At 46.6% G+C, this 26,913-nt stretch carries 27 protein-coding genes; 16 read left to right on the plus strand and 11 right to left on the minus strand.

Features of this window, described 5'->3' with window-relative positions:
• Window positions 1-39: 39 nt before the first annotated feature.
• The gene (locus tag C0V77_RS11395; protein WP_101726482.1) at window positions 40-2,286 is read right to left on the minus strand and encodes a TonB-dependent receptor; all 2,247 of its coding nucleotides are present in this window, start codon (window positions 2,284-2,286) and stop codon (window positions 40-42) included.
• Window positions 2,287-2,910: 624 nt separating this feature from the next.
• Between C0V77_RS11395 and C0V77_RS11400 the strand changes: the two genes are divergently transcribed.
• Entirely contained in the window at window positions 2,911-3,378 is a 468-nt protein-coding gene (locus tag C0V77_RS11400; RefSeq protein ID WP_101726483.1) for a DNA-packaging protein, read from the plus strand.
• A complete protein-coding gene (locus C0V77_RS11405) occupies window positions 3,365-4,927 on the plus strand; it encodes a hypothetical protein (protein WP_216824432.1) in 1,563 nt (520 codons plus the stop codon). Before C0V77_RS11400 ends, C0V77_RS11405 begins: the two co-directional genes overlap by 14 nt.
• 74 nt (window positions 4,928-5,001) lie before the next feature.
• On the opposite strand, the gene C0V77_RS11410 is transcribed toward C0V77_RS11405, so the two are convergent.
• Window positions 5,002-5,826 (minus strand): AraC family transcriptional regulator, encoded by an 825-nt coding sequence (locus C0V77_RS11410; RefSeq protein WP_101726484.1) that lies wholly within the window; start codon window positions 5,824-5,826, stop codon window positions 5,002-5,004.
• A 40-nt stretch (window positions 5,827-5,866) separates the two neighbouring features.
• Entirely contained in the window at window positions 5,867-6,409 is a 543-nt protein-coding gene (locus C0V77_RS11415; RefSeq protein WP_101726485.1) for a cupin domain-containing protein, read from the minus strand.
• A 273-nt stretch (window positions 6,410-6,682) separates the two neighbouring features.
• Here C0V77_RS11415 and C0V77_RS11420 point away from each other — a divergent pair, with 273 nt between their 5' ends.
• Window positions 6,683-8,059, plus strand: coding sequence for a phage portal protein (locus tag C0V77_RS11420; RefSeq protein ID WP_101726486.1), 1,377 nt, complete (start codon window positions 6,683-6,685; stop codon window positions 8,057-8,059).
• Between the two features lie 61 nt (window positions 8,060-8,120).
• On the opposite strand, the gene C0V77_RS11425 is transcribed toward C0V77_RS11420, so the two are convergent.
• On the minus strand, window positions 8,121-10,547 hold the full coding sequence (locus C0V77_RS11425; RefSeq protein WP_101726487.1) for a TonB-dependent receptor domain-containing protein: 2,427 nt from the start codon (window positions 10,545-10,547) through the stop codon (window positions 8,121-8,123).
• Window positions 10,548-10,925: 378 nt separating this feature from the next.
• On the opposite strand from C0V77_RS11425, the gene C0V77_RS11430 reads away from it, so the two are divergent.
• Entirely contained in the window at window positions 10,926-11,576 is a 651-nt protein-coding gene (locus C0V77_RS11430) for a hypothetical protein (protein ID WP_101726488.1), read from the plus strand.
• Complete coding sequence (locus tag C0V77_RS11435) at window positions 11,573-12,124, plus strand: hypothetical protein (protein ID WP_101726489.1); 552 nt, start codon at window positions 11,573-11,575, stop codon at window positions 12,122-12,124. Before C0V77_RS11430 ends, C0V77_RS11435 begins: the two co-directional genes overlap by 4 nt.
• 24 nt (window positions 12,125-12,148) lie before the next feature.
• Here the strand turns inward: C0V77_RS11435 and C0V77_RS11440 are convergent, their stop codons facing one another.
• Window positions 12,149-12,424 carry a hypothetical protein gene (locus C0V77_RS11440; protein ID WP_101726490.1) on the minus strand — a complete coding sequence of 92 codons (276 nt, stop codon included), beginning with the start codon at window positions 12,422-12,424 and terminating at the stop codon, window positions 12,149-12,151.
• 172 nt (window positions 12,425-12,596) lie between these two features.
• Between C0V77_RS11440 and C0V77_RS11445 the strand changes: the two genes are divergently transcribed.
• On the plus strand, window positions 12,597-12,935 hold the full coding sequence (locus C0V77_RS11445; RefSeq protein WP_101726491.1) for a zinc ribbon domain-containing protein YjdM: 339 nt from the start codon (window positions 12,597-12,599) through the stop codon (window positions 12,933-12,935).
• Between the two features lie 34 nt (window positions 12,936-12,969).
• Here C0V77_RS11445 and C0V77_RS23125 read toward each other — a convergent pair whose 3' ends face one another.
• The 3 genes from C0V77_RS23125 to C0V77_RS11455 all read right to left on the minus strand — a co-directional run bounded on the left by C0V77_RS23125 (window position 12,970) and on the right by C0V77_RS11455 (window position 14,855).
• Entirely contained in the window at window positions 12,970-13,143 is a 174-nt protein-coding gene (locus C0V77_RS23125; protein WP_158237941.1) for a hypothetical protein, read from the minus strand.
• Between the two features lie 304 nt (window positions 13,144-13,447).
• Complete coding sequence (locus C0V77_RS11450; protein ID WP_101726492.1) at window positions 13,448-13,828, minus strand: ASCH domain-containing protein; 381 nt, start codon at window positions 13,826-13,828, stop codon at window positions 13,448-13,450.
• Window positions 13,806-14,855 carry an N-acetyltransferase gene (locus C0V77_RS11455; RefSeq protein WP_173830542.1) on the minus strand — a complete coding sequence of 350 codons (1,050 nt, stop codon included), beginning with the start codon at window positions 14,853-14,855 and terminating at the stop codon, window positions 13,806-13,808. The genes C0V77_RS11450 and C0V77_RS11455 overlap by 23 nt, the downstream gene beginning before the upstream one ends.
• 240 nt (window positions 14,856-15,095) lie before the next feature.
• On the opposite strand from C0V77_RS11455, the gene C0V77_RS11460 reads away from it, so the two are divergent.
• Both C0V77_RS11460 and C0V77_RS11465 read left to right on the plus strand, forming a co-directional pair.
• Complete coding sequence (locus tag C0V77_RS11460) at window positions 15,096-16,157, plus strand: sensor histidine kinase (protein WP_101726493.1); 1,062 nt, start codon at window positions 15,096-15,098, stop codon at window positions 16,155-16,157.
• Window positions 16,154-16,879 (plus strand): LytTR family DNA-binding domain-containing protein, encoded by a 726-nt coding sequence (locus C0V77_RS11465; RefSeq protein WP_101726494.1) that lies wholly within the window; start codon window positions 16,154-16,156, stop codon window positions 16,877-16,879. Before C0V77_RS11460 ends, C0V77_RS11465 begins: the two co-directional genes overlap by 4 nt.
• A gap of 328 nt (window positions 16,880-17,207) precedes the next feature.
• On the opposite strand, the gene C0V77_RS11470 is transcribed toward C0V77_RS11465, so the two are convergent.
• On the minus strand, window positions 17,208-17,789 hold the full coding sequence (locus C0V77_RS11470; protein WP_101726495.1) for a hypothetical protein: 582 nt from the start codon (window positions 17,787-17,789) through the stop codon (window positions 17,208-17,210).
• Between the two features lie 183 nt (window positions 17,790-17,972).
• Here C0V77_RS11470 and C0V77_RS11475 point away from each other — a divergent pair, with 183 nt between their 5' ends.
• The gene (locus C0V77_RS11475; protein ID WP_101726496.1) at window positions 17,973-18,956 is read left to right on the plus strand and encodes a Gfo/Idh/MocA family protein; all 984 of its coding nucleotides are present in this window, start codon (window positions 17,973-17,975) and stop codon (window positions 18,954-18,956) included.
• A 32-nt stretch (window positions 18,957-18,988) separates the two neighbouring features.
• Here C0V77_RS11475 and C0V77_RS11480 read toward each other — a convergent pair whose 3' ends face one another.
• Window positions 18,989-21,655, minus strand: coding sequence for a hypothetical protein (locus tag C0V77_RS11480; protein WP_143706071.1), 2,667 nt, complete (start codon window positions 21,653-21,655; stop codon window positions 18,989-18,991).
• A gap of 141 nt (window positions 21,656-21,796) precedes the next feature.
• On the opposite strand from C0V77_RS11480, the gene C0V77_RS11485 reads away from it, so the two are divergent.
• Window positions 21,797-22,681 (plus strand): hypothetical protein, encoded by an 885-nt coding sequence (locus tag C0V77_RS11485; protein WP_101726498.1) that lies wholly within the window; start codon window positions 21,797-21,799, stop codon window positions 22,679-22,681.
• A gap of 137 nt (window positions 22,682-22,818) precedes the next feature.
• Here the strand turns inward: C0V77_RS11485 and C0V77_RS11490 are convergent, their stop codons facing one another.
• Window positions 22,819-23,025: a hypothetical protein gene (locus C0V77_RS11490; RefSeq protein WP_101726499.1), complete on the minus strand. Its 207-nt coding sequence runs from the start codon at window positions 23,023-23,025 to the stop codon at window positions 22,819-22,821.
• A 139-nt stretch (window positions 23,026-23,164) separates the two neighbouring features.
• Between C0V77_RS11490 and C0V77_RS11495 the strand changes: the two genes are divergently transcribed.
• From C0V77_RS11495 to C0V77_RS11520, 6 genes are all read left to right on the plus strand, one after another.
• Window positions 23,165-23,887 (plus strand): hypothetical protein, encoded by a 723-nt coding sequence (locus C0V77_RS11495; RefSeq protein WP_101726500.1) that lies wholly within the window; start codon window positions 23,165-23,167, stop codon window positions 23,885-23,887.
• Between the two features lie 12 nt (window positions 23,888-23,899).
• Complete coding sequence (locus C0V77_RS11500; RefSeq protein WP_143706072.1) at window positions 23,900-24,481, plus strand: hypothetical protein; 582 nt, start codon at window positions 23,900-23,902, stop codon at window positions 24,479-24,481.
• A 206-nt stretch (window positions 24,482-24,687) separates the two neighbouring features.
• A complete protein-coding gene (locus C0V77_RS11505; RefSeq protein ID WP_101726502.1) occupies window positions 24,688-25,770 on the plus strand; it encodes a major capsid protein in 1,083 nt (360 codons plus the stop codon).
• Window positions 25,771-25,781: 11 nt separating this feature from the next.
• Window positions 25,782-26,111, plus strand: a complete 330-nt coding sequence (locus C0V77_RS11510) for a DUF6706 family protein (protein WP_101726503.1) — start codon at window positions 25,782-25,784, stop codon at window positions 26,109-26,111.
• Window positions 26,111-26,431 carry a hypothetical protein gene (locus tag C0V77_RS11515; RefSeq protein ID WP_101726504.1) on the plus strand — a complete coding sequence of 107 codons (321 nt, stop codon included), beginning with the start codon at window positions 26,111-26,113 and terminating at the stop codon, window positions 26,429-26,431. The genes C0V77_RS11510 and C0V77_RS11515 overlap by 1 nt, the downstream gene beginning before the upstream one ends.
• Window positions 26,422-26,904: a hypothetical protein gene (locus C0V77_RS11520; RefSeq protein ID WP_101726505.1), complete on the plus strand. Its 483-nt coding sequence runs from the start codon at window positions 26,422-26,424 to the stop codon at window positions 26,902-26,904. Before C0V77_RS11515 ends, C0V77_RS11520 begins: the two co-directional genes overlap by 10 nt.
• Window positions 26,905-26,913 lie beyond the last annotated feature (9 nt).

A 26,913-nucleotide genomic window follows, 5' to 3' on the forward strand; every position in this document is an offset into this window, starting at 1 on the left:
GATGTACACCGGGTAACACGATGTTTTACAGTTATTTATTTAGAAACTCACCTGCAAAAACACTTTGGCATTGAAGGGTGTGCCGGGTGTGAAGTGGATTTCTTCTACCGGTTCGGCTTCGTTTTTCAGGCGGCTTTCGGTGGCAAACTGGGTTTCTTTCCAACGGGTGTTGAAGAGGTTTTGTATCGTAACGCCCAGTGTGTATTTGCCTTTGGTGTAGCTGGCCAGGGCATCGGTTACAAAATAGCCTTTGGCTACTATGCTGCCATCTTCATTGGCGGGGCGGTCGGCCACGTAACGGTAGCGCAGGCTTCCGCTGAAACCGCTTTTGTTTTTGATTGTAAGCCCGCCAATGCTGGTAAACTTAACGGCCAGTGGCAGGTAGTTTTGTCCTTCGACTTCGCCCACTGCGCGTGGTTTTGCCCAGTTGGCGTCAAAATCAACAAATAGACTGCGGGTTAGCTGGTAGCGCGCCGATACATCAAAGCCGGTTCTGACTGACTGTCCCGACGGCTCCACTACTCCGGCATCGCCTACGTACACAAATTCCTGCTGCATCCACAAATACCAGTAAGCCGCGTTGATGAGCATTTTCGGGAAGGGCTTCCAGGTAGTGCCGAGGTCTGCACCGTAGGCAGGGGGTAAAATCTCAAGACCATTTTGTGCTACTACGGCACGGGTGTCGTTCGAGTGGAAACCCTTGCCCAAGTTCAGATAAAACTGCAGGTTTTTGTTTTGGGTATAATACAGATTCAACTTGGGCGATACAATAGAGGCACTGGCTTTGGCGGTGGTGTTGTTTTGCAGGTGGTCGAGGTACTGATTATGGAAAAAATCAAATCGGATACCGACAGTTGCCGACAGGCGGTTGCTTAGCTGAATGCTCTCGTCGGCATAAATGCCCAGATTGGCTTCGTTTACGTCGCCCAGTTTGATGGCTTTCAGCAGCCGGGTACGGTTTAAGGTATGCGAAAGCTCAGAATCGTGGGTTATATCGTGGCGGTAATTAAGGCCGGCGTTAAACGTAGCTTGTTTCTGGCCAATGCCATGCGCAATAGAGTAATGGCTGTTGTATCCCCAAAGGTTGCGGGCTTCTTTTTGCTTAATCTGGTCGCCGTTTGTGGGGTCTTCCAGAAAAAAAGTAAAGTTTGAATACAGCTCAAAATTATAGTTTGAATAGAAAAACTGGTTTTTCCAGACATGATTGTGCCTCGTAAGTGTAACCAGTTCTGCATTCAGATTGGTACGGCTGGTTTGGCCTCCCTCGTTCGGGTCAATGGCTCCGAAAAAGCCGATTTGTCCGCTTTCAACCGCCCTGTCGGGTATCTGGCCTGATGCCAGCCATTTGCTCCAGAAGGTGGAAGCCGTCAAGCTGAGGTTGGTATTGGCGCTTAAATGACCGTGATATTTACCCACCAAATTGAGGCGTTTAAAATGTTGCGGGGCTTCAAAATAAGCATCAGAATAATTGTATTCTCCGGCCAGATAGGCGTTCTGGTCGGCCTTTTTCAGTACATTGGCACCACCTACCAATCGGTAAGTATTGAATTGTCCGGCTTCTGCCTTCACGAAATTCTGCTCCAAAACCGACTTGGTGCGGAAATTAGCCCAGCCAGCCGTGCTGAAATTGCCTTTGTCGGCATCATATAAACCTTTTTTGAAATCAACCCCCTCAATGAGTTCGGGGATAATGAAATGCGCATCGGCATAGCCTTGTCCGTGGGCATGAGAAACCATGTTGATAGGCATGCCGTCGACGGTGAGGCGGATGTCGGTACCGTGGTCGAGGTCAAAGCCCCGCAGGAAAATCTGTTCGGCTTTGCCGCCTCCGGCGTGCTGCCCGATAACCACGCCCGGAATAATGCGTAGCACTTCCTGCGAATTATTGATGTTACGGAGGCGGATATCCAGCCCCGAAATAACCTGTTGATGCTGTGGGTTGGTGGCTGATACCTGCACTTCGTTCAGCGATACCTCGGTGTCGGTTAGTATAAAATTTATTACCGTGGCTTCGTCGGCTTTTACTTCGGCGGTGTGGGTCTGGGCGGTGTAGCCAATGAATGACACCTCGAGGGTATAAGTGGCCGGTGACAGATTGTTAATCTGGAAATAGCCTGCTTCGTCGGTTATGACACCGCGACTAAGGCCTGTTAAAACGATGTTGGCTCCGCGAACGGGTTGTCTGGTGCGGGCGTCTGTTACCTTGCCCACAATAGTACCCAAATGGGCAAAGGCGGTTGTAGCCGTTAATAGTTGTAAGAATAGTAGACGTTTAAGGAACTTCATAAGTTGTTTGTGTGATGAAAATGGGGGATGCCATCGGAATACAAAGATAAATACTTATATTGAATCTTGATGGGCTATTGAGTGGGAAAGTAAAAAACCTAACCCCCGACCCTCCCAGTGTGGGTCGCTCCAATAATGAAGAGGGGAGCAAGAAAGTATAAAAAGTCAAAATAATTTTTTAATTCCCTTTTAGGGCGGTCCGACGTTTCGGCTAGGGGCGGCATAATGAAAATTGCATTAGCACAAGCACGCGCCGTGAAGGAGGGCGATAAAGCTATTGTGCATTAGCCAGCTATTGCCAAGTATTACGGCAATCCTTTGTTGATGGTAAATTGTGTGGCGCAGTTGGATGGGAAAGGAGGTGTTTTGGAGGTGGCGGTGTAGCGTTTATTGAATTTGGTAGAGCCGAATTGAATGCGGCTCATCGACGAATTTGGTTATCCCGAATAGTTTCTTGTATGTTCTGCACCTGAAAACATTTTCACTAAATTGACAGTCCTCTGAAGACGCACGCAGTGCGTCTCTACTGGTAGATATCAATACATTTTAAAGCCCGAATATTTTTCCAAAATCATGCTTATAATATAAGCATAAATGTTTATATTTGGTGTAAATTAAATCTGCATGACTGAGAAAGAATACTACCAACTACGGTCGACAACCGGGCGTGACAGGGTATTCAGAACCCCGAAAGCCCTGATTGAAGCCTGCAATGAATATTTCAGATGGTGCTCAGATAATCCGCTGCTGGAAGAGAAGGTTTTTCAGCATCAGGGGCGGCCTGTTTCTGCTGATATCAGGCGTATGCGCCCGTTTACGCTTGAGGGGCTCTGCAATTTTATCGACATCAGCCTGGGTACTTTTAAAACTTATGAAGCACGCCAGGAATTTGCCTCTACCACCGCCCGTATACGGCAGATAATTGATAATCAGCAGTTTGAGGGGGTGGCTTCGGGGCTGCTCAATGCCAATATAATAGCCCGCAAACTGGGCTTGGTTGATAAAAAAGACCATACGTCGGGCGGAGAAACTATAAACAGAGGTTTTTTTGATTTTCTGAAGGAAACATCAGCGAGGGATGAAGATGAATGAAAACTATGAACTGGCCGCCAAGGCCAAAATCATAGAGTGGCGACAGGATTGGTGTTTATTTGCGCGTGAAGCGCTGGGTGTGCATCTGGATACCGAACAGGAGGCCATCCTGCGGTCGGTGCAGGTGAATCCGCGCACCAGTGTGGCTTCGGGTACAGCCCGGGGTAAAGACTTTGTGGCGGCTGTGGCGGCTGTCTGCTTTATGTACCTGACCCCCAAATGGAACGAAAAAGGTGAGCTGATTGCCAACACAAAGGTGGCTATGACAGCCCCCACCGAACGGCAGGTGAAGAACATCTGTGTGCCGGAGGTGGCCCGCTTGTTTAACCGTGCGCGCAGCCGGGGCATTGAGTTGCCCGGCAAGTTGACGGCCTTTGATATACGCACAGACCACGAAGAGTGGTTTCTGACGGCTTTCAGGGCTGACCCTCACCGGCATGAGTCGTGGTCGGGTTTTCATGCGGTTAATACCATGTTTGTGGTTACGGAGGCATCAGGGATTCTGGATGATACTTTTGCGGCCATTGAGGGCAATTTGCAGGGAAACTCACGGATGCTGATTGTGTTTAACCCCAATACCACTATTGGCTATGCTGCCCGCAGCCAGAAAGGCGAACGTTGGGCGAAGTTCAGGCTTAATTCTTTAACTGCCCCCAATGTGGTGCAAAAGCGGGTGATTATACCCGGGCAGGTAGATTACCCCTGGGTAAAAGACAAGATTGAAAACTGGTGCAGCATTATTCAGGAGGGAGATTACAACGAAACACTCGACGATTTTCAGTTTGAGGGGATATGGTACAGGCCGGAAGATAATTTCCGTAAGAAAGTACTGGGGCGGTTTCCGAAAGTAGCGGAAGACAGCCTGATTCCGGAAATATGGATTGAACTGGCACAGAAAAGATGGGCGGAGTATCATCAGTCGCATGGGTTGGAGAGCAATTATCCGGAGCCATTACGTCTGGGCGTTGATGTAGCCGGTATGGGGCGCGACAGCACCGTATTTTGCTACCGTTACGGTCCTATTGTAAAGCAATTTACCATGGCCAACAGCGGCGGCACCGCCGACCACATGGTGGTGGCCGGAAAAATTGTGTCGGTATTACAGCAGGATACCCACGCCCTGAGCCTGATAGATACCATTGGCGAGGGGGCAGGGGTGTATGCACGTATAGCAGAGCTGGGGTTTAAAGCCAGAGCTTTGTCTTGCAAGTATAGCGAGGCCGCCAGTGATGCCAGAGGAGAAAAACTGACCGACCAGACCGGCCAGTACACTTTTGCCAATATGCGGGCGTATTTGTTCTGGGCGGTGCGCGACTGGCTGAACCCAAAGAATAACCAGCAGGCAATGTTGCCGCCGGGTTTCGGGCTGACGGAGGAGGCAACAGAGATACGGTGGAGGTTTCAGAGCAATGGGGCGGTTATCATAGAGCCCAAAGAAGAAATCAGGAAACGCCTCGGCAGAAGCACCGATGCTTTTGATGCCCTGGCCAATACGTTTTATCCGGTGAGGGTGAGCAGGCGGGTGAAGAATCTGGGGAATTTATTTTAATACAGCCCATAGCCGAAACGTCGGACCGCCCTAAAGGGGAATGAAAAACAGAGTATCGGCACCCAGAATGACCATCACACTTCCACAATGCCAAACTTTCGTTCAGGCGATTGGGTGTCTTGCAGATAAAAGGCTGTTGGAGTAGCGCCTGTAAATTCTTTGTAGTCGCGCACCAGATGCTGGTAGTCGTAATAACCGCAGTCGAGCGCAATACTCAGCCAATCTTTATCGGGGTAGGCGTTTTTCATCCGGAAGGCTTTGTCGAACCGGATGATGCGGGCAAAGTACTTGGGGTTAATGCCCATGCGTTCGTTGAAGTTGCGTTCCAGTTGTTTGGCGCTGAGGCAGGCTTCTTTGGCCAGTTTGTCCAGCGTGTAACCAGCCGGGTTTTCAAGCATCACCAAACCCAGCTTATCGATAGGGCGCAGCTGGTAGGTGGATTTGATAAGCAAAGACATGAGGTAATTTTCAACAGCCGGAATCATGGCAGGATAATGGCTGATATTGGCCAGTTGTTCGTTCAGTCTGCCCAATTCAGCGCCCAGAACGGCTTCAGCGTCCAGGTATTGATTGGTAAGATGGAAACTTGGAATACCCGTGAGGCGGTAAAACCCACCCGGTTGAAAAACCACCTGTATCAGCAGAAATTCTTGTCCGACCTGCCTTTGGCTAACCACGCTTTGCTGGCCTATAATCGCCGATTTTACCGATGGTAAGGGCTTGCCGTTGGCATAGGTTACCTGCTCGGGGTCTCGCGGATAAAACGCCAGTGTTATTTCGGGGCGCGGAGGGTAAGCCTTTACCGGAGCCGTATCGGTAAATGAAAAATTCAGAAACCGATACACCCTTACGTGCTGCCTCAGCGCAAACCCCGGCAGTATGTCATAAAAAAATGGCATGGCTTGCAAACATGGGTATGTTAACAAAGATAAGCATTTTTTATAAAGAAATGGGCGGGCCCAGTACTTTCATGCCGTGTTCGTGGTGCAATTTGTCTATGGCCTCGCGGGTGGGTGGCCCCTGGGCGGCAGATACTTTTTTAAAAAATTCTTCCAGTTTACCGGCAGGGTTCAGGAAGTAAATCATTTTGCCTTTGTCGGTCAGTTGCAGCCAGGTGTGAGGTATATTTCGGGGCAGAAAAATGGTGTCACCCGCTTTCAGGGTTGAGCGTTCGTCGCCCACCTGGAAGAGGTATTCGCCCTCTATCACATAAAAGGTTTCATCCTGATAGAGATGCACATGCAATGAGGGCCCGGTTTTCTGGTAGCCTGTGTATTCAAATACCGAAAGCTCGCCGTCGGTGTCTTTGGCAGATATTTTAACATCGTTGGGGTTTACGCCTTTAAATGGCGTGGGCTGGTTGAAGCGGTCTTTACCGGCCTGCACTGTAAAACTTTTGGCGGCGCGGTCTTTAATGGTTGAAGGAACGGCCATCAAAGGCATAGATGCCAGAGAAGTACGGATGAAGTTTCTGCGTTGCATATCAGATGCTGTTTTAGGTTCAATATACCAGCAAAGATGGTTGGTTGAAACGAATGGTTAGTGGTAAGAAATGGACATTTTACCAAAGCCTGTTGAAAGATTAGAAATATTGCCACTATGAACACAACTAACACAAAGTATCACAATTTTAAATCGTGAAACATGGTGTATCCTTAGCGTACCTTGTGGCTGTAGTTTCTCACAATTTTATTCTCATAAATATGCTTATATTATAAGTACAAAATAGTATATTTACTAAAAAAACACAACTAAATGAAAGTATTTGAAATTGCTGAGACTGACGACATTGAAGCGTTGGTGAAGTTCTTGAAAGGCGCTGTGAGCCAACCCGATATTGAGAAACTGAAAGCGCAGTATCAGGTGGCTGAACACCCGGTATTTGATTTGCACAAACGCCCCGACCGCAGGGTGCTGAAAGAAGACGGCAGCTTTGACCGCTGGGATTCGGTGAATAGGCTCGGGCTGCCTATCCAGAAAAAAATTGTGGGGGCATCGGTGGCATTTCTGTTCGGGAATCCGGTAAAACTGGTTTGTCAGACTAAAAATGAGGCCGAGGCACAGGCGCTTGGTCTGGTAAAAAAAGTGCTGCAGGCCAATAAGATGGATAGTTTTAACCGCAAAATTGCCCGCGATTTGCTGAGAGCTACGGCCGTGGCCGAGGTTTGGTTTATAAGCGGCGAAAGCACCGACCGCAAGCATAATGACTACGGCTTTGAAACGCCTTACCGGATAAAGGTGCTGAAACTAAGCCCCTGGGACGGCGACGCGCTTTACCCTTGCTTTAATAGCTATGGCGATCTGGTGGCGTTTTCGCGTGCGTATAGCCTTTACCGTGAGAATAAGGAAGTGGTGTTTTTTGAGGTGTTTACCGACGAAGAATATAAACGCTTTGAAAAGACCGGCGACGGCTGGCTGGAAAGGGAGTCGGCGGTGAATAGCATCGGGAAGATTCCGGTTGTTTTTGCGCAGGAAGAACAGGCCGACTGGGCAGATGTGCAAACGGCTATTGAGCGGTTAGAGCATTTGCTCAGCAATTTTGCCGATACCAACGACTACCACGGTAACCCCAAGATTTTTATTGAGGGCGAAATTGAGGGCTTTGTGAAAAAAGGAGAATCGGGGGCGATTATACAGGGCGAGAAGGGCTCTAAGGCCTCATACCTGAGCTGGGACCACGCGCCGGAGTCTATCAGACTGGAGATTGAAACGCTCTTTAAGGTGATTTATTCTTTCACCCAAACACCGGATATTTCGTTCGATACTTTGAAAGACTTAAAACAGGGGATATCGGGCGTGGCTTTGGAAATGCTGTTTATGGATGCCCACCTGAAAGTGCAGGAAAAACGCGAGATTTTTGATGAATATCTGCAACGCCGCCTGAGCCTGGTAAAAGCACATATTGCCTGGCTGAAACCTGAACTGAAAACTACGCTGGGGGCAATGGATATCCGTCCGGAGATTACGCCTTACCTGATAAATGACCTGGACAGCCTGGTGCGGAACATGAAAAGCGCCGTGGGCGGCAAGGCTATTCTATCGCAGAAAACGGCCATCGAGAAATCGGGCCTTGTGGCTAATGCAGAGTTGGAATGGGAGCGGATTAAGAGTGAGGAAGGGGTAGGGAAGTAAAACAACCCCACACCCCAACCCCTCTCCGTGCGATGGTCGCCCGCTGGCGTGGGGTTTTCTTCTACCGCACCCTTTCCCTTTCTTCGTCAATCGTATTCCTGTTAATGCTCTTGGTGTTTTTACCGAAACTGCGGGAGTAGGTCAGGCGGATGACTCTGTAAAAGGCGGTTTCGTCTTTGTAGTTAGATTGGCTTCTGATGTTAAAAGCAATGGGCGCAACGCTGCCGATGTGGGTGTAAATGGAAAAAGTCTGGAAGAGGTCGGGTAGTGATAGTTGAAATGTACCTTTGTCGCCTTTCAGTTTTTTGGCAATACCCAGATTTACCACGCCGAAGCCTTTCAACTTGTTGGCTCCGTCAAGAAAGGCAAAGTTCTGCCAGCCCGAGAGTTCAACTTCAAAGTTTAGGGGCAGGCTGATGGTCTGCGAGAAGTTCAGGTTCTGGTACACATACGTTTCTGTGGCGGGGCGCAAGGTGTACGATATTTTGTATCGGCGCAGGGCGGTGATGCTGCCGAGGTTTAATTTCCATCCTTTAGTTAACTGTATCGGTGCGTTCAGGTTGAGGGTGATACTTTTCTGGTAATCAAGGTTTTGGGGTGATGACACGCCGATGTCGTTCTGTGGGTTGGCTGTAATCTGGTAACGCAGTATCGGGTGCAAATAGTACTGAAAAGTTAGTCCGGCGCTGTAGCCTTTGTAGCTGTATTCCGCCTTCAGCGCATCGGTGAGGGTTGGTTTTAGTAGCGGATTCCCCGAAAAAACAAAGGTGGCATCGTTATAAAACAGGTTAGAGATTAAATCGGTATAGGCAGGGCGGCTGATGCGCCTGCTGTAATTAAAGCTGAGGTTGGTATGTGCATTGGGCGCGTAAGTGTATAGTACAGACGGGAAAAACTGCGCAATAGTAAAGGCCTCATGGCTGGTGCTGATGTCGCGCTGCCAGTATTCATACCGTATGCCTGCCTGCAGGTTTGCCTTCGGGTTGAGCGTAAAACGGCTTTGCGCATAGGCGGCCAGAATCTGCTCGTTGCCGTGAATATTACTTTGGGTGCGGGGGTCAATTTCCCAGGCATCGCTCACTTTGCGTTCTACGTTGCTATCGTTGGCGTTGCGGGCATAACTGGCTTTCAGCCCTGTTTCCAGCCTTATTTTGGGTGAAACATCAAGCATATAATCAGCCTTGAAAACCCCTACCTGAATGGTTGAGTGGCTTTGGCCCCGGTTACCATAGTTGAAAATAGGGTTAGTGGGGGGGATGTCGGTTCCGGATTCGTTGTAATACCGGTACGTAACCAGCGTAGGGCTGTTGTTCCGGTAGCCGATATAACTGGCATCAATGTTCAATTGCGCGCGTGCTGAAAACTTGTGGTTGATGTAGACCGACGAAATGAGATTCTGCAACTGAGACGTGCCGTCTGATAGCCCTGTTGAACCCAGAAAACTGCTGTCGGGCATGATTCTGTCGCCCAGAATGGCTACCCGGTTATGACTTTTGGAAGCCGAAAAGGTGAGCTCGGCACCGATGGTGGTATGTGCGGCAGGGCGGTATTCGGCAGCCAGATTCAGGTTATGCGATTGCTGGTTGCGGTCGGTTAATCCCCCGAACTCAGTACTATTTAAGCCGCCCATAAACGGAAAGTCTGCTGTGCCATGCCCGCGGTAGCCCGAGTAACTATGGTTATGCCCAAACGCATAAGCCGCATTAAGACTGGCTTTTTTGAAACCGCGCGACAGGCTAAGGGCTGTTTGCGCTTTCTCGCGGTAGCCGTATCCGGCAGTGGCCGACAGGTTGATGCGTGTGCCTTCGTTTTCATTCTTTTTGAATACGATGTTGATGATACCCGCGCCGCCGTCGGCATCATATTGAGCCGCTGGCGAGGTTATCAGCTCTATTTTTTCGATGTTGTCGGCAGGGGTGCTTTCCAGCAGCGCCATGAGTTCGTCCATGGCCATCTGGATACGCCGGCCATTGAATAAGACGGTTACACCGGCTTGTCCGTTCAGGCTGAACTGGTTATTGCGGCGGTCGGATATCACACCGGGTAGCCGTTCTAACACCTGCAAGGCATTGCTGCCTTTGGTCATGAGGCTGCTTTGGATGTTGATCATCTTGCCGATGGGCGTATGCTGAATCAGTTCTTTGCGTGCCGATATCGTTACTTCGTTGAGGGTGTTGTTTTCGTCTGCCAATTGAATAACAGGCATGGCCAATGGGGTATCAGCGAAACTGAAACCGGGCGATTGATAGGTATGATAGCCGATACTGCTGATACGCAGGAAGAACGTACCCTTTTGGGTGGGGTTCAGGCGGAAGCCTCCGTTTTCGTCAGTTGTGGTGCCGCTTATGATGGTTGAGTCCTGCGCCGAAAGCAATAACACGTTGGCAAACGGAACGGCTTCGGCTTTGGTGTTGAGTACCCTGCCCGTGATTTGTGCCAGCAGCGGATAAGACAGAAGGCCTGATAGGGTCAGCAATAGCGTTTTCATAATGTCTTGAATTTTATTCAAGTTTAGAAAACTGCTGCCCAGGATTTATTGGGAATTGACGAACTGCAGGTGGAGGTTGATGAAATGTAGCCCCCAGCCGATATGGATGGCCACCCTGAAGGGGGGGTAAAAGGCAAAGTCTAAAGTCTTAGATTGTGCTACTTTGAGTACTTAGCGTACATTGTGGCTATAACATTTTGCCGCTAGGTACACTAAGGTAACACGATGTTTCAGTATTAGTATTTGCGGCGAACTGGAAGTTCGCGCCACATGGGCAAATATTCAGCAACCGCAAAATAAAAATAACTTGTATGGTTGGGGTTGCGTATAGATATTTAGGTAATTATGTTCTCTTCGCTATGTAACTCATGCTTTGCAATGAAAACTCAAACCACCTGCCTTGTATTTGCATTTTTCTTTTTGTGGTCGGCTGCTCTTTTTGGTCAGCAACCTGTAAATGCTAATACCAAAAAGATTCTGGAGATTAAAGATTGGAAGTCTTTTTCGCAGAAATATCCGACCTTGCTGGATACTTCCAGATTCATCGCATTCGCGTATGTAAAAAATGAGGCAGACGATATTGTCAGTATCCAAAGGCAGGATACGGTGGTATCGAAGAAAGCCGTGCAGGAAATTTTAAAATATAATCAGAACAAAGGCAAGTATGAACTCGGGTTTACGCTGATTGAAAAAAGCAGTGTTTTGCAGGATGGGAAGCTAAGCTACGACAAGGTATTGCAGGAAATTAAAGCCCAGACCATGACGGTGTATCAGGATGTGCCGGCAATCAGGCCTCCGAACTATGTGCCGTCGCCTGTAACGCCGGTTGCTAATGATGCCAGTCAGCTTGATGCAAAATTGAATGAGCTGAAAACCAGAATTGATAGTTTATGGAAGAAAGTTTACCCGACCAGAAATCCATCTGAATGGCGGAATCTCGAAAACCAGTTGTGTATAACCAAAGCAGAAAGGGTTAAATACCGAACAAACATGATTGGATTACTGACCAAATTAAAAGATGGCCAATGAAAACTACCTTTTTCTTTTTTGCTTTCCTGTGTGTAATGGGGTTGCAAAGCTGCTTTGCTCAGGATACCACAGTTAAATCATTAGAGGCACTTTACAAGCAGTATGTGGCATCAAAGCCTGATTCTGTTTTAGAGCCTGCGGCATTAGATTCGCTAGATTCTGCTATTAAGGTGGCTACCAAAAAACTTCAATTTGAGTCACTGAAGGTCGCGCATGATCATTATGTCCAGCAATTGGCCTATACACAGAAGGTGTTTGATTTTCAGGCGTTGTCGTCCAGGATTATCTTTACCTTTGTGCTGCTGATTGTATTCTGCGGCCTGGCATTTGCTGCCATACAGTTTTATAAGTCGATGAAAGTGGTTAATAAGGAAGACCCAACCAATGTTGAGATTTCGCTCAGCGGGGTAAAGGTAAGTTCTTCTATACTTGGGGTTATTATACTGGTAATATCGCTGGCGTTTTTTTATTTGTACCTCATTTATGTGTATCCGATAAAACAGGTAGATACCGAGCCGAAGGGGCGCCCGCAGGAGGTGAAAAAATAAGGGCTACCCGAGCCGCACAAAGGGCTACTTTTCATCCATATCATTGGTTTCTATTTCAGACGTTTCGTGCCCGGGCGGGGTTTTGGGGTCTGTTTGCGTATAGCTAAAACCGTCAGCGACGGGCTTGGGGGCTTCGTCGGGCAGGTCTTCGTCTTCCAGATTTTCATCGGCCAGTTGTTCTTCATCTGCTATGGCTCCGCTGTTGTAAGAAGTGCCATACCCGGGATTCAGAAAAAAGTTTAGAAATCTGAATTGATACATCAGCGCCGGAGCCAGGGCCAAAAATTGTTGACTTTTCATGGTTGGGTTAATTGATTAAAGTCTGAGACAAAAAACTATACCAGCGGTTTAGTGTTTCAGGGTATCGGGCGGCAGCAATGTGGCGAGTAGCAATACAGTTTATGTTTATCTGTAAAATATCTGTACTTTTGCGGCAGTAGTTTTCTTCTATAAACAGTAAAAAGAACAGAATATGTCTGAGTTTCCGCCTTGTCCGAAATGTAAATGTGAGTATGTGTATCCGAGCGATGGTCTGCTGATATGCCCTGAATGTTTTTATGAGTGGAACCCTGAAGAGGCAGAAGTTGAAGAGGGCGCAGCAAAAATACTGGATGCCAACGGCAACGAGCTGAAAGACGGCGACACCGTAGTAATAGTAAAAGACCTACCCGTAAAAGGAGCGCCTAAAGCCTTAAAAGCCGGCACGAAAGTAAAGAATATACGCCTTACCGACGGCGACCATAACATTGACTGCAAGATTGACGGCTTTGGCGCCATGAGCCTGAAGTCGGAGTTTGTGCGCAAGGCGTAGGCTTTGGCACACCTGAAAGAATGAACGGGCTGACTCAGAACCTTCTGTGTTTTTTTGAGCCAGCCCCAGACAGGTTCAGATAAACACCTGCCACAACGGCGGCAGTTATCAGGATGGATGCGCCGATTAAGTCTAAAACCTTAGTTTTATAAAGTAATATACTTAGCAAAAGCAAAAGCGAAGGGATGATTCTGATTGGGGTTTTCATAGCTGGATTTTATAAATTTGGTTATTTAAAGGTAATTAGGGTGTTTTTTTACGAAAAGCTATTGATTTCAATTTCTTAGTGGTGCGATTAATGGCGTGCTTTCAAGCATTATTTCGTTTTTAATAAAAACAGTTTCAATTCCTGCATGGTGCGATTAATGGGATATATGATTTTCATTATTGCCGCCAGTGTATTTAGTTTCAATTCCTACATGGTGCGATTAAAAGCGTGACCCTCCAAATGCTCCTATTAAGGATTTAACATTATAATATATATAATAGGCGCTAAATTTTAGCGCCTATTCTTAAATATTTCTTAAATACATAAATGACTGAGGAGGTGTTTTTATATGCAAATCATCTTTTAAACATAATGGCTTGTCATACTTTGTTATTGATTTTATTTTGATTGCATAACCATTTTTTTTGTTTGTAAAATAGAGGTCAAAAAAATCTTTTGTGATTCCTGCGAACTCTTCAGTTCTTTTCCACAAGTCTTCCGGTTCATTAAATAGAATATTCTCAATTTCAAACTCACCTATTACCTTCTGCATAGGTGAAGATGCATAAACAACAATTCGGGTTACATTTTTATTTTTGAAAATTGCCTTGCGAAATTCAAACTTCTTTGTTCCTGCAAAGATTTTGTTTGCATACTCTGGTTTAATTGATAATAAGACTTTCATTTACCCCTCCTGCTTTTAAAGTTTTAAAAAATTGCTCGTTAGGTATTTCAAAAAAACTCCATCTAATATCTGAGTTATAATTAAGATTAGTTATGAGAGTGCCTCTTGTAATCCTTTTTTGAAATGCAGCATTATATGTCATTTTTATTACAAATAAACTAGTTTTTTTAAACCAGTTCAATAATTCAGACTCTTTAAAAACACTATAAGGTCTACAATAGTTTAAAAATTCCTGTGTGCTTTTAAAATCTGATTTTCTCTTGACCTCTTCAACAGAGCAGACTGAAGTTACTACTGATCTATAAAATGCTGATCCCTGACCATCTGAAGTCCTATAAATTAAGATTGAATCCCCATTTTTTAAGGCACTTACATCCATAAAGCAAATATATACCTTATGAATGCTATTTGTATGAGATACATCCTCTATTTCCGAAAAACTCTCATTATTAAGAATTGAATCTGGGAATAACCTTGTGTGATATTCTGGATAAATAGATAGTAAATATTTCTTTGAATCTCGCCTGAATCTAGGATAATCTAGTAAAACACTATTCTGATAATTATTAAGGTCTTTAAGGAATACTAACTCTGTACCATTATGAGTAGTTTTAGTAGCGGCTTGCTGAAAACCATACTTTTCAAAGAGATTTACTAAGGCCTTATGTTTATCAAATATTGTAACATATATTTCGGCAATGGCATTGGTCAAGGTGAAGTCAAGAATTTTCTTTATGAATCTTTCACCCAATCTCGTTCCATGAGGATTAACTTTGAATGTGCCAACTTTAACCCTTCTCTTTTTATTAAGGACAGGTTCAACATCGACAACTGGATCATCTTCTACTTTTAAATAGAGAAATGCTTCTAGTTGGCCATTGTCTGTTAGTATATATGCCTCGGAGCCATCTTTAGATTTTTTTAGAAACCAAGCTTCAAATTCCGAATAATCAGATTTGAGACTATCAAAAAAAGGGTCATTTAGATTGATTTGTGAAAAAGGTTTAATTTGGATTTGATTTTCCATAATACAACAGCAAACTTGTCTAGTTTTATGATTTTGCAATTTTTGTAATTATTTTAATATTTTATAATAAATTGTTGTTTTTATTTTTCGGTTATAATTTCATGCGCATAACATGATATTCAAGATTTTTAATTATCCCCGCCTGCATTTCATCATTTATTTAATACCGTACGTCAATGAGGGTTTGGGGGGTGGGAGATTATCTGTATCTTAGTTGTGCTTATCGTTAAGGCTTTATTGATGCAAAACTGGTTTTTCAGATATAAACTCCATCATATTCCGTTCTGGATAGGGTATCATCTGCTCTGGATGCTCATTAATGTGGGTAACCTGCACGACGCCTTCGCGTATCTTTTTCTGGGGCCGCTACCGGTTAAGTTTCTGGGTTATATTGTTTTTCAGGCACTCGGAGCCTATTTTAATCTGTATTATCTTATCCCGCGGTTTTTGTACGTGGGGGCTTACCGCACTTATATTGCGCTGGTTATTGTTACTATTCTGGTTTGTTCGGCACTGATTACGGGCGGGTATTATCTGGCTCCGTATTTCTCGGGTCTCAGTTTTTATCAGATGTTTGGTCGCCCGCCATCCGACTACCCGTTTATTTTCGCTATCAATGCGCTGCCGTCAACAGCGGCCAGCATGACTTTGGCCATGAGTGTAAAGCTGGGCAAAAACTGGCTGGAAGCCGAGAAGAAAAGGCTCACGCTTGAAAAAGATAACCTGGAAACAGAACTGAAATACCTGAAATCGCAGATTAACCCGCACTTTTTGTTCAATACCATTAATTCTATTTTTGTGCTGATACACAAAAACCCCGACGCGGCGTCGGAGTCGCTCGCTTCGTTTTCAGATATGCTGCGGTATCAGCTTTATGAATGCAACGACGAGGAGATTCCGCTCAGCAAAGAGCTGCATTTTGTAGAGAATTTTATTGAACTGGAGTCGCTGAGGCTGAACGAGAACCAGACCGATCTGCAGTTTGAGATTAACCACGCATCGGCGCAGGGCATTTGCATTGCTCCGTTTATGTTGCTGCCTTTTGTTGAGAACGCCTTCAAGCATGTGTCGAAGGGCAAAGGGCGGCCACATTTTATCAGGATGTGCCTGGCAGTAAAGGGGCATCAGACCCTTGAAATGCAGATTGAAAACAGCAGAAATGATGCGCCTGCCACTGCACATGGGATAGGCTTAAAGAATGTGGAACGGCGGCTGAATCTGGTGTATCCGCATCGGCATAAATTATGGATTGCTACTGACAAACAAACGTATCAGGTAAACCTGACCATAGATTTGAAATGAAACTCAGGTGTGTCATTGTTGACGACGAACCACTGGCAGGCGAAGGCCTGCTGAAATACATTGAGGTAATTGATTACCTTGAGGCTGTGGCTGTGGCCGAGAATCCGCTGGAGCTGAACAAAATACTGGAAAATGAGACCATAGACCTGATTTTTATGGATATTCAGATGCCCTACATGACGGGGCTGGACTTCCTGAAAATTAAACCTAAGCTACCTATGGTGATTATTACTACTGCCTACCCCAACTATGCGCTGGAGGGGTTTCAGTTTGATGCCGTTGATTACCTGCTGAAACCCATTACTTTTAACCGTTTCTACAAGGCTACCAACAAGGCGCGTGAACTGCATGAGTTGAAGAACAGAAAGGCCGGAAACCACACCGTAAGCGCCGAGCCGGACTACCTGTTTATTAAGTGCGAAAGTAAGTATGAGAAGATACTGATTGACGAGATTCTGTTTGTGCAGGCGCTGCAAAATTATGTGATGATATACACCAGCCGGGGTAAGTACATGACACTGCTGCCCCTGAAAGCGGTGGAGGAATACCTGGACCCACACAGGTTTTTGCGGGTGCATAAGTCTTATCTGGTGGCGAGGGCCAAAATAGCGAGCATTGAAAACAACGACCTGACGATTGGGGGGCATCTGATACCTGTAAGCCGCACCATGCGCGAGCAGGTGATTGAGCTGGTGGTGAAGAGGAGGCTTTTGAGTAAATAACGAATTAGTGAATTGGTGAATGAGTGAGTTAGCGGGCGGCGTTCCGTTGAATTAGTGGGCGGCGTTGCGGTGAATTAGTGGGCGGCGTTCCGCTGAATTAGTGAATGAATGAGCGGGCGGCGTTACGGTGAATGAGCGGCTACTGTTGCGTTGAATGGCTGGGCAGATTTGTTTTTATTGAGATACTATGTGTTTATAGTGTACATGGTGGCTATCCGTTCTTTTGCCACTATGTACACTATGTGCCTGATGTTGCACAATTGTTTTTATGCTTCTGCCAGAGCCTTCTTTAAAGTTCTATGTTTTGCTTTGAATGATATGGGGTGAATCAGAGTTTGTATCGAAGCCCCAGGTTGATAAGGCCATTGTAGCCCACTGAGGTTTCGCCGTAGACCGAGAGATTACCGCCTATTTCAATACCCACCGGCACTACGTTGAATGCAAAAAAAGTATGGTTGTCTTTGGTGTTCTGGAATTTCTGCGACGCAAACGAAATACCTGCCCCAACGCCAGAGTACAGGCGCAACAATGATTTGTTATACCAGTGGTAGTCTATCCGCGGAATAAAGCTGAGGTAACTGCCACGGCTGTCGCCCAGAAACTCGTTATTGCTGGTGTTGTACACTTTTTTCGAGAAACGCTCGCTCACTACATCAATACCCAGTTTTACCCGGCCTGTGCCTGCGGTTTTTACGCCCAGCACCAGAGCGCCTGTAAAGCTGGCGTCTTCGTAGCGTACGGTGCCGCCGGTAACAGTGGTACTTAGGATATCGCTCAGGCCTTCGGCAAACTGCGGCATGGTCAGCAGTCCGTAACCGGCGGTAATGGTAAATCTGGGTTTAGATTCCTGCGCAACTGCACCCGCAAAAGTGCCTAATACAAGGCAAAGTAGAATGATGTTTTTTTTCATGGTATATTTAATTGATAAAGTCGTGTAAGGTTTCCCTATGCCGTTATAACTAGCACAAGGCCGATATTGTTCGGGCTGAATACAAATATTGAAGGCGTTAATAGGTGCCTCAACCTGTTCCCTTTGCTAAGTTGAATATTCTTTCGATATTTGCTTTGCTTCAAAATCTGAAAAAGAAACGATATGCCTGATACAATTAACTGGGGGATTATCGGCTGCGGAGACGTAACCGAAGTAAAGAGCGGGCCTGCCTTTAACAAGGTGCCGGCCTCTGCCCTGATAGCCGTAATGCGGCGCGATGCCGCCCGGGCTGAAGATTACGCCCATAGGCACGGCGTGCCCAAGTGGTATGCCGACGCACATGCGCTGATAACCGACCCGGCCATCAACGCCATTTATGTGGCCACGCCGCCATCAAGCCACGAGCTATACGCGCTGGCGGCCATAGCAGCAGGCAAGCCCGTGTATGTAGAAAAACCAATGGCCGACGATTACGCCGCCGCCCTGCGAATAGCCCATGCCGCCCAAAAGGCAGGCGTAAAACTGGTGGTGGCGCATTACAGGCGTGCGCAGCAGCGTTTCAGGAAAGTGAAGGAACTATTGGCCGGGCAAGCCATTGGCGATGTGCGGCTGGTGAGGCTGGAGCTGGCCAAGCCGCCGCTGACTGAACACGAACTGGCCGACCCCCGGAATGCCTGGCGTGTAGACCCCGTAACGGCCGGAGGCGGGCTGTTTCATGACCTGGCTCCGCACCAGCTTGATTTGATGTATTATTTCTTTGGCGAGGTGGAACGTGTAACCGGACTGGCGACGAATCAGGGGGGCTTGTATCATGCCGACGACATGGTGGTGAGCAATGTGCTGTTTAAAAACGGAGTGGTTTTTAATGGTACCTGGTGTTTTAATGCCGCACAGGCTGTTGATTATTGCGAGATTCAAGGTAGTAAGGGCAAAATCAGTTTTGCGGTTTTTGGTACCGATAGCATTACCATAGAAACCGGCGGTAATACAGAAACCATTCATTTTGATGCCCTTGCGCACGTACAGCAACCCATGATAGCCGCAACGGTGCAATATTTTTTAGGCAAAGGCCTGAATCCGTGCAGTGGCTTTGAGGGAGCAGAGGTGATGCGGATGATAGAAAATAGTTGTGGGGTGAGCTTGTAGTTGGCGGTAAGATTAGAAGCCGGTTGCTATAGCTACTTTTTCCATGATTCAGGATAGACGGTAAACTTCAACAGTATAACCCGGGGTAGGGTATTGGCGCGCATGGTTGACTGGTAGTTATTGCCCTGCTCTATGGTTATTTGCTGTTTTGTATTAAAAATGTTTACGGTTGCCAGAGATACTTTTAAAGCATTGTTTTTTAACAAGAACTTACCTACTTCTGCATCTGCCAATAACTGGGTGCTTGTGGTGCCGCTTTGGTTGATGTTCAGCCTTAAACCACTGTCAACAAACCATTTATTGCCTATGTCGGCTTCGCTTTTTAGATTTACTGTATGATTAATGATGCCGTTGTTACTGATAATCCTGAACTGAGACTCCCAGTTGGCTTTCAGATTAAATGTGCTTTTCAGTTTTAGTGTTGTATTTACATTCAGATACGCCAGGTTTAGTTGCAACGGCGAAAGCGCTTCGCGGGTTTTTATCAGGGAGTTTATCTGATACATGCCGCCCATGAAGAACCATGAGAATTTACTTTTAAGTTTTATCTGATACGCGCTGAAATTCAGGTTCCAGTTGCTTACAGGGGCCGGGGCATTGATGAAGCCCGAAGTAAATATATTCAAATCCGGCTGGTAAAAGTTTTCATTTATGACAGCCCCACTAAGGCGCTTATAGTTGAAGTTGAGGTTAAACTGATGCCCGTTTCTTGTCTGTAGGTGGGTATTGAGTTCAAATGTTTTCTGCTGATAGGGATTCAGATACAAGTTGCCCACAGTAATCTGGTTCAGATTGCTGCTATCCGGGGGGGTAATCAATGCGATTGCTCCGGGTAAAAGAGGCTCCTGAGCGAATCTTGCCGAAAGTTTTCCTGACGGAAAGCGGTACTCTATTTTAGTGAACGGATTAAACAAAAAAGAGGGACTGTCTGTAAAACAGTCTTTTAGGGTTTGCCTGTGTATATGCCAGTAAGCGTAGGCCAGCCCGCTGATGATGTCAATCTTTGCGCGTTTGTATAAGACATAGATGCCGGTTTCAATAATTTGGTTATTGACAGAATTGGCGGCAGGCACCGGCGGATTGCCCTCAATTGGCCAGGAAGTATGTTGGCGGATGGAATAGTTCTCAAACATGCCTTTTAGTTTACCTTCTATCAGAAACTGGCTGGACAGCGGTACAGACTGTACCAGCTGAACGGTTTGGGTGGTATTATTCTGTCTTTTGTTGATTATCTGGTTTTGGTGCAATCGGGCAGCGGGGTTCTGCAGTGAATTGTCAAAATGGTTTGAATCTGCCTGAAACTGGTTGTCGAGCCTAAAGTATAGTGAACTTACAAAGCCACCCCGGCGGCCTTTCTGCACCAGGCTCAGTTGAGATATGTGGTTCAGTGCATTGATATCTTTCTGACTTCGGGAGATAATTAAAGTGTTGGCAGGTACGTTTGAAAAACCGGTAATTGTGGTGTCAGTTACCGACCTGCTTTGGTTTTGATGGTTTAACTGGCTGGAAACGCGCATACTGGTTCTTTCGTTTATATTCCATTTCAGATTAATATTGGCGTTTATGTTTCCGATCCGGCTTGTATCTTGCATTTGGCTATTGATTGTCTGAGAGACGTTGGTGTAAAACTGCTGTTGCGTAGAGGCCTCCCGGAAAGTCTGGCGGTTGAAATGACCAAAAATGAATCCATCAAAGGCCAGCTTCTTTTGTTCATGAGTGAAGTTGAGGCCGGTATCAAAGTATTTGTTGATGCCCCTGAACCGTGGCTCCAGTTTCTCTGTATTGTTTTCTATGGTGCGCGGTTCATAAAGCCCTATAACCGAGCTACTGGCATTTAAAGTGTTTCTGAAAGTGTTGAGGGATATCCTGTCCATAACTTTGGTATCAATACCTGTTTCATTAATTGAGTTGGCCGTTGAAAAGGCATTGATAAACCCATTCTTTGTGATTTTGTTGACACTTGCCCTGCCGATAAAGTTTCGGTTTTCTCCTGTTCCGGCTTCAATATCGCCATAAATGCCATCTTTTTTGTTGGCTTTCAGTTTGATGTTGAGCAGATTTTGTTTTTGTCCGTTGGCTAGTGTTTTTTGTATAAACTCCATTCGCTCAATCATGTCTGCTCTGATACTTTCAAGCGTCAGTTTCGATATTCCTCCAAAAATCCGCTTTCCGTCAATGGTTATTTCCTGCACGTCTTCACCTAAAATGCTTACGCTTCCAAAAGAAGAATTCAGACCATTGATTCTATCAAAAAGTGTAGCCGCTGCGGCATGGGGGCGGGCGTCGGTATCGGCAATGTTTACAAAAAGGGTGTCGCCGCGGCGTTCAAAACGGTCTTTTTTTTCTTTTACAACCACCTCTTTCAGCTGGATGCTTTTTTCTTCAAGATTGATGTTAAACCGGTGGTTGTTCTTGAGCGTATCTGCTAACCAGGCTTCTGTTATGGCCGCGCAGCAGTCTGACTGCACCAATAGCTTGTAGGTGCTATGGGCGGCCACGGTGATATCGGTGCAGGGGGAATGGACGGTTTGTTGAGAGACCATTTTTTCTGCGATACCCGAAACCCGGATAAGCCTGATGGTGTAATTTTTTGTGTTGGCGGTTGCACTGACACAGACACGGACGTGCCTGCTGCTCTGACCCGATGAAGTAATGAAAGTTACACAGCACAGCAAGGTTGCCAGGCAAAAAGAACGCATAAAGGGTGGTTCAGAGGTTTTTGGATATTACCACATATTAAACCTTTGTGGTTGGGTTTTTATTTTGCAGGGATAGAAAAAAAACTGAATTAGATAAAACATAACCGGATTTTTTCCTTTTTTTGTAACAAAGATAATACCATGAAAAAAATATTTATTTTGCTGGTGCTCACCATCCATCATGCTTTTGCTCAAAGTAATGACTATTCCGGTTTTAATAACAAAACCATTGCATCCATTTTCTACAAAGAAGCTTCACATGTTGATACTGAACCTACAACAGTTGTTGATGAAAAAAACAACATGACTATCATTACCAATTATTCGAAGGGTGTCAATCGTTTTTCTGTTACCAGAAACCTGGCGTTTAAGGGCAATGATGCGCCAATACTGAAGTTTAAAGTTATGCGCGTGCAGGATAAAAACAGCCGATACAGCATAGATACCCATGCACCGTTTGGGAGTGATGAGATTTCTAAAATGGCGGTTGAAAATTATCTTCCATTGGTTAAAAAAAGTATTACAATAAAGCTGAAAGAGAGCAATGAACTTACCAAAGCTGAAGGAGAAATAATTGAGCTTTCAAGGGTTGATTTACCCGAACTCAACTCACCGGGTGCTTTGTCGGGGGTTTTGTTGAATAGGCCGGAAGGTACCACTAGCTGGACAGACAGTATTGCCGTTCGAGAAGGATATTATGTAAACAGCTACGTGGTTCTGGACGAAGCCAAAAAGCAGTATAAATTAAAAGGATACTTTGTGCCTGTTAAAAAATCAGCGGATGCTTCCAGGAAAAAGAACGATGACGATTACAATAATTTGGTGCCGGGCAAGGGCATACAAGCTGAAAGTGAAATAGTAGAAGTAAAGTATGAAGGGGTTATGGGCATGTCTGAAAAATACCCAATGCTTATTCAGAATATTGAATTAGATGTTTATTCGGCCATCAATTTAACAATTATGGGTCGGATCGAAAGCAATCGAACCAATAATAAAATCAGATTAATCAATAAGGTGGAAGAGTAGTGACGGGTGATTTTTTAATTAGTTTAGTGTACTTTTTGCCACGATGCACACAAAAGGCACAATTCCATTGCGGCAATGTTTCACAATTTTTCATTATACGCTGCGAACTGAAAGTTCTTCGCACCGGCCACATAATGTCACCTCACTTCTATCACTTCAATTGTCACTTTTTTATTGCTAAAGGGTTTGTCGGGTTCAATTTTAGAGTCGTACAGGTGGCCAATGCGGCAGCCGATTTCGTCGCGGGTGTGGTAGGCGTAGATGCTCTTTAGCTGGTGGTAGTATTCTGCCTTTTCGATGCGCCTGAATGTGAGGCGATAGATGATGTCTTTGCGGTGTTTCATGTGTGGAATCCGTGATGGTTTTGCGACTAACACGGTTTTGTGTTATTGGATGTGCTTATATTATAAGTACAAAAATAATGTTTTTATCTTTGTTATGAACACAACATAATCATTAAATTTTTCACACAATCCACACCTTATGTTATTAAAGGGGAAAATTCTGCAAGCGCTGAAAACCAGATACAAGCACCTGGGGTTTGGCGAAAAAACTTTTGACGCTGTTGCCACCATGCTGGAAACCACGGTAACAGACGAAAGCGAAATTGACACCGCAACCGGAGGGGTAGAGGCGCTGCTCAAGGCTTTTCAGGGCGATGCCGACAAGCGGGTAACCGATGCCATTGCCAAACAAAAAGGACCCAGAGAGGGCAACGAAAACGGCTTTACAAGGCCCGACAATGATGATGTGCCTGCCTGGGCGCAGGGGTTGATGGAGGCCAACAGAGCACTGACAGACAAAGTAAGCGCGCTGGAAAACGGCAAAACCACTGAGTTGCGGAGGGCAACACTTGAGACGCTGCTGAAAGACACGCCGGAGTCGTTCAGACAAATGAAACTGCGCGATTTTGGGCGGATGAATTTCAGAGACGAAAGCGAGTTTGAAGCCTATAAAACTGAACTGGAAGCAGGGCTGGAAGAGGTGAAACCGCTGTTTGGCGACCAAGGGTTGGGTAAGATTCCACAGCCTATACCCGGCCGCACCACCAGAAACGGGGTGTCGGTTGATACGCAGGCCTACATTGATGCCAGAAAAGCCGAGAAAGAAGGCAAAGGGCCAATGCCCGGCAAGCCGGTTTTAGGTTTGGCGCCAGCTGAGGCAGGCAGTGCTGGGGGTATGGGCAAGCAGGTTTTTCATTCTTAATTTCAAAATCTCATGATGCAAAACTTTCAAGAGAGCGAGCTGGCCGATAAGCTGGCGTTCGCTACCAAGCTGGAAGATATCAGCGGAGGTATTACCATTGCAGCTGCCGATTTTACCGACGGCGCGGTTGTTCAGGCCGGGTCGGTGGTGGGTAAAGACAACAACGGTTTATACCACGTGCTGAAAACTGCCAAACTGCATACGGCTGCGGGAAACTCAGCCACCAATTATCTGGTGTTTAAGGGACATGGCTTCAAAGTCGGTGACTTCGTAGCTGCCCTGACGGGCGCCAAGGCGTATGCCATTACAGCTATAGACACCTCAAATGCCGACTACGACACCCTTACCGTAGCTACTACCCTAGGTGTGGCTGTGGCGCAATATGGGGGTGTTTTTCAGGCAGCGGCCGAGGCTAGCACCAACACATCAGCCTTTAAAGTAACGCCGTTTGCGGTTACCGGCCATGCCATTAAGCTGAAAGCAGGCGAAACCAATGCGGTAGATGCCTGGCTGAGAGCTACGCTTTTTGAAGCCAACGCTCCGGTGGCTACTGCCCAGATGAAAGCGGCTCTGCCGCAGATTTTGTGGGTGTAGAAGGGACAGATAAGTCAATAAAAAGGAAAGGGTTTAACCCCACGCCAACGGGCGACCGTCCTAGCCCTCCCTACGCGGGTCGCCCCAACAGTGGGGATGGGACTTAAATTAAGCCCTTCCCCATTGTTGGGGCGTCCGTCGCGCGGAAGGGTTGGGATGGGGTTTTAATCTAATAATTATTTTTTCATTCAAAATTGATTCAGTAAATGATAAAATCATTGATAAACGGACTGAGCGAGAAGGATATGCAGGCAGTGGCTAATGAATATGCCTTAACGGACTTTTATTTTCCGACGCTTTTTCCGCTCAAATTCGTCACCTCTCTGAAGTGGGAGTCGCTGGAAGGAGAGTTCGGTGCACCGGTGGCGGGTGATGTGATTTCGTGGGATACACGTGCGCCTCGTAAAAGACGTGAGGTGGTTTCTAAACTGAGCGGCAGTATCCCGAAAATCGGGGTGGCTCGTGAAAAAACCGAGTCGCAGATGAACGAATACAACACGCTGAAACGCTACGAAGACGATGCCGCCAAAAAAGAATTGTTGAACTGGATTTGGGAAGACCAGCTCTTTGTGTTCAACGGTGTAAATGCGCGGCTGGAATGGCTGGCTTTAAGAGCGGCATCCACAGGCAAAGTGGTGTTGACTAATACTAACAACGATGGTCTGGTAACAGAAGCCAATGTTGATTTTCTGATTCCGGCGGCTAACAAGTCGGGCGTGTCGGTGAGCATCACGGTGGCCAATGCCGAAACGTCTAAACCTATCACCAAGATAAGAGACGTAGTTAAGGCGGCTAAAGCCAAAGGCAAAAAGCTGAACTACATCTTTACGGATCAGGACATGATTGATGCCATTCTGGTATCGGCTGAAACCATTGCCTTTGTGGCTCCGTGGGCTAATCAGACGCCCGCACCTACGCAGGTTACGCTGCTTTCAACCTTAAATATGGCTTTGAAAGCGCAGGGGCTACCGGTGATTGGTCTGGTGGAAAGTTTCATCGACATCGAAATCAAAGGCGTACGCACACAGGTGAACCCCTGGGAAGCGGGAGTACTGCTGTTCTCTGAAACCCCTGTGCTGGGCAACACTGCCCATACGCGCCTGGCAGATGAAGACGTGGAGAGTTCAACGGCTTTGAAAATCAAACGAGAACACGTGCTGATTAAACGCTTTGCCAGCGAAGAACCACTGGTAGAAACCTGCCTGGGTATTGCCAATGCGTTTCCGGTGCTGAACAGCGCCAGCGCTAAATGGCTGGTAGATGGTTTGAACCCGACGTGGTCTAAATAAACGATACGCCGATGCTGGTAGCAGACTACATAAGAAGTAAGCTCGGGAGGTTTGGGTTCATCATTGACCACAATGAAATTGAAGCCCTGCTGCTGAAAAACGGCATAGGCTCAGATGAAACGTATACGCTGGATAGTGTAGATAGAACCGAGCAGGCGTTGTATGGTTTTATTCCCGAATTGCTGGTGGTCTCGTCGGTCTCTGAAGGGGGCTATAGCATCAGCTACGACAAGGAGGGCATTCAGGATTATTACGCATTGCTGTGCCATAACCTGGGGCGCGAAAACAAAGTGCAGAAAGCAGCACAACCAAAAATTAAAAACAAATCTGATTTGTGGTGATGTCAATCCAGTATCCATACGTATTACACAGGCTCCATGTGCCGGTGGCTACACAAGATGCCCGGGGCAATTTTGTGACGGACGAACCAGCCTGGATAGTAGTGAGCCCCTGCCGTAACGAAGCGGGCAGGCAAAGGAAGTTCAGCAAGGAAGATGGCAGCTATTTACAGGCCACGCACCTGATTCACTGCCCGAAGGGCGTACCGCCTTTGCAGGCCGGCGAGCGCGTAAGGGTGTTGGAGAGCGACGGCACCATACGATTGGAGGGCGAGGTGATTTTTGCAAGCAAAGACCGTTTTCATACAAGATTATGGCTCTGAAATCCACTTTCAGCCATGCCGACATCAGGAAGGAGCTGGAGGCGGGCATTAAACAGGTAAAGGAGGCGTTTCTGCAGATATTGAGGCAGGCGGGTGAGGAGAGTGTGCAGATAGCGCGCGCCAATGCCCACACAATTGATGCTTCGGGCAGGCTGGCGGCTTCTATTGGTTACGTGATAGTGGCAGATGGGATGGTGGTAGCCAAAGATTTTTTGCCCATGCCCGATGCGCCTGCCAGCGCCCCTGATGGCACAGAGGCCGAACCACCGGTGAACGAAGCACAACAAGGCGAAAGCCTGGCTTATGAACTGGCGGCCCAATATGGCAAAGGCTATGCGCTGATTGTGGTTTCGGGGTCGGAATATGCGGTCCAGGCCGAGTCGATGTCGAAAGACGTACTGACCAGCGCTGAAATATATGTAGGGAAAACGGTGACGGATGCGCTTGAAAAGCTCAGGAAAGGGAAAGTTTAATCGTCAGAA

Source organism: Emticicia sp. TH156, assembly GCF_002855535.1.
Taxonomy (GTDB): domain Bacteria; phylum Bacteroidota; class Bacteroidia; order Cytophagales; family Spirosomataceae; genus Emticicia; species Emticicia fluvialis.

What these genes read in the sequence shown, in the direction of transcription:
- C0V77_RS11415 (WP_101726485.1), bottom strand. Translation starts at nt 6,409, where the DNA reads ATGCAACGCAGAAACTTCATCCGTACTTCTCTGGCATCTATGCCTTTG.
- C0V77_RS11500 (WP_143706072.1), top strand. Translation starts at nt 23,900, where the DNA reads ATGATGCAAAACTTTCAAGAGAGCGAGCTGGCCGATAAGCTGGCGTTC.
- C0V77_RS11425 (WP_101726487.1), bottom strand. Translation starts at nt 10,547, where the DNA reads ATGAAAACGCTATTGCTGACCCTATCAGGCCTTCTGTCTTATCCGCTG.
- C0V77_RS11505 (WP_101726502.1), top strand. Translation starts at nt 24,688, where the DNA reads ATGATAAAATCATTGATAAACGGACTGAGCGAGAAGGATATGCAGGCA.
- C0V77_RS11460 (WP_101726493.1), top strand. Translation starts at nt 15,096, where the DNA reads ATGCAAAACTGGTTTTTCAGATATAAACTCCATCATATTCCGTTCTGG.
- C0V77_RS11470 (WP_101726495.1), bottom strand. Translation starts at nt 17,789, where the DNA reads ATGAAAAAAAACATCATTCTACTTTGCCTTGTATTAGGCACTTTTGCG.
- C0V77_RS11480 (WP_143706071.1), bottom strand. Translation starts at nt 21,655, where the DNA reads ATGCGTTCTTTTTGCCTGGCAACCTTGCTGTGCTGTGTAACTTTCATT.
- C0V77_RS11440 (WP_101726490.1), bottom strand. Translation starts at nt 12,424, where the DNA reads ATGAAAAGTCAACAATTTTTGGCCCTGGCTCCGGCGCTGATGTATCAA.
- C0V77_RS11490 (WP_101726499.1), bottom strand. Translation starts at nt 23,025, where the DNA reads ATGAAACACCGCAAAGACATCATCTATCGCCTCACATTCAGGCGCATC.
- C0V77_RS11465 (WP_101726494.1), top strand. Translation starts at nt 16,154, where the DNA reads ATGAAACTCAGGTGTGTCATTGTTGACGACGAACCACTGGCAGGCGAA.
- C0V77_RS11400 (WP_101726483.1), top strand. Translation starts at nt 2,911, where the DNA reads ATGACTGAGAAAGAATACTACCAACTACGGTCGACAACCGGGCGTGAC.
- C0V77_RS11410 (WP_101726484.1), bottom strand. Translation starts at nt 5,826, where the DNA reads ATGCCATTTTTTTATGACATACTGCCGGGGTTTGCGCTGAGGCAGCAC.
- C0V77_RS11420 (WP_101726486.1), top strand. Translation starts at nt 6,683, where the DNA reads ATGAAAGTATTTGAAATTGCTGAGACTGACGACATTGAAGCGTTGGTG.
- C0V77_RS11495 (WP_101726500.1), top strand. Translation starts at nt 23,165, where the DNA reads ATGTTATTAAAGGGGAAAATTCTGCAAGCGCTGAAAACCAGATACAAG.
- C0V77_RS11455 (WP_173830542.1), bottom strand. Translation starts at nt 14,855, where the DNA reads ATGGAAAATCAAATCCAAATTAAACCTTTTTCACAAATCAATCTAAAT.
- C0V77_RS11395 (WP_101726482.1), bottom strand. Translation starts at nt 2,286, where the DNA reads ATGAAGTTCCTTAAACGTCTACTATTCTTACAACTATTAACGGCTACA.
- C0V77_RS11485 (WP_101726498.1), top strand. Translation starts at nt 21,797, where the DNA reads ATGAAAAAAATATTTATTTTGCTGGTGCTCACCATCCATCATGCTTTT.
- C0V77_RS11450 (WP_101726492.1), bottom strand. Translation starts at nt 13,828, where the DNA reads ATGAAAGTCTTATTATCAATTAAACCAGAGTATGCAAACAAAATCTTT.
- C0V77_RS11435 (WP_101726489.1), top strand. Translation starts at nt 11,573, where the DNA reads ATGAAAACTACCTTTTTCTTTTTTGCTTTCCTGTGTGTAATGGGGTTG.
- C0V77_RS23125 (WP_158237941.1), bottom strand. Translation starts at nt 13,143, where the DNA reads ATGAAAACCCCAATCAGAATCATCCCTTCGCTTTTGCTTTTGCTAAGT.
- C0V77_RS11520 (WP_101726505.1), top strand. Translation starts at nt 26,422, where the DNA reads ATGGCTCTGAAATCCACTTTCAGCCATGCCGACATCAGGAAGGAGCTG.
- C0V77_RS11430 (WP_101726488.1), top strand. Translation starts at nt 10,926, where the DNA reads ATGAAAACTCAAACCACCTGCCTTGTATTTGCATTTTTCTTTTTGTGG.
- C0V77_RS11475 (WP_101726496.1), top strand. Translation starts at nt 17,973, where the DNA reads ATGCCTGATACAATTAACTGGGGGATTATCGGCTGCGGAGACGTAACC.
- C0V77_RS11405 (WP_216824432.1), top strand. Translation starts at nt 3,365, where the DNA reads ATGAAGATGAATGAAAACTATGAACTGGCCGCCAAGGCCAAAATCATA.
- C0V77_RS11510 (WP_101726503.1), top strand. Translation starts at nt 25,782, where the DNA reads ATGCTGGTAGCAGACTACATAAGAAGTAAGCTCGGGAGGTTTGGGTTC.
- C0V77_RS11445 (WP_101726491.1), top strand. Translation starts at nt 12,597, where the DNA reads ATGTCTGAGTTTCCGCCTTGTCCGAAATGTAAATGTGAGTATGTGTAT.
- C0V77_RS11515 (WP_101726504.1), top strand. Translation starts at nt 26,111, where the DNA reads ATGTCAATCCAGTATCCATACGTATTACACAGGCTCCATGTGCCGGTG.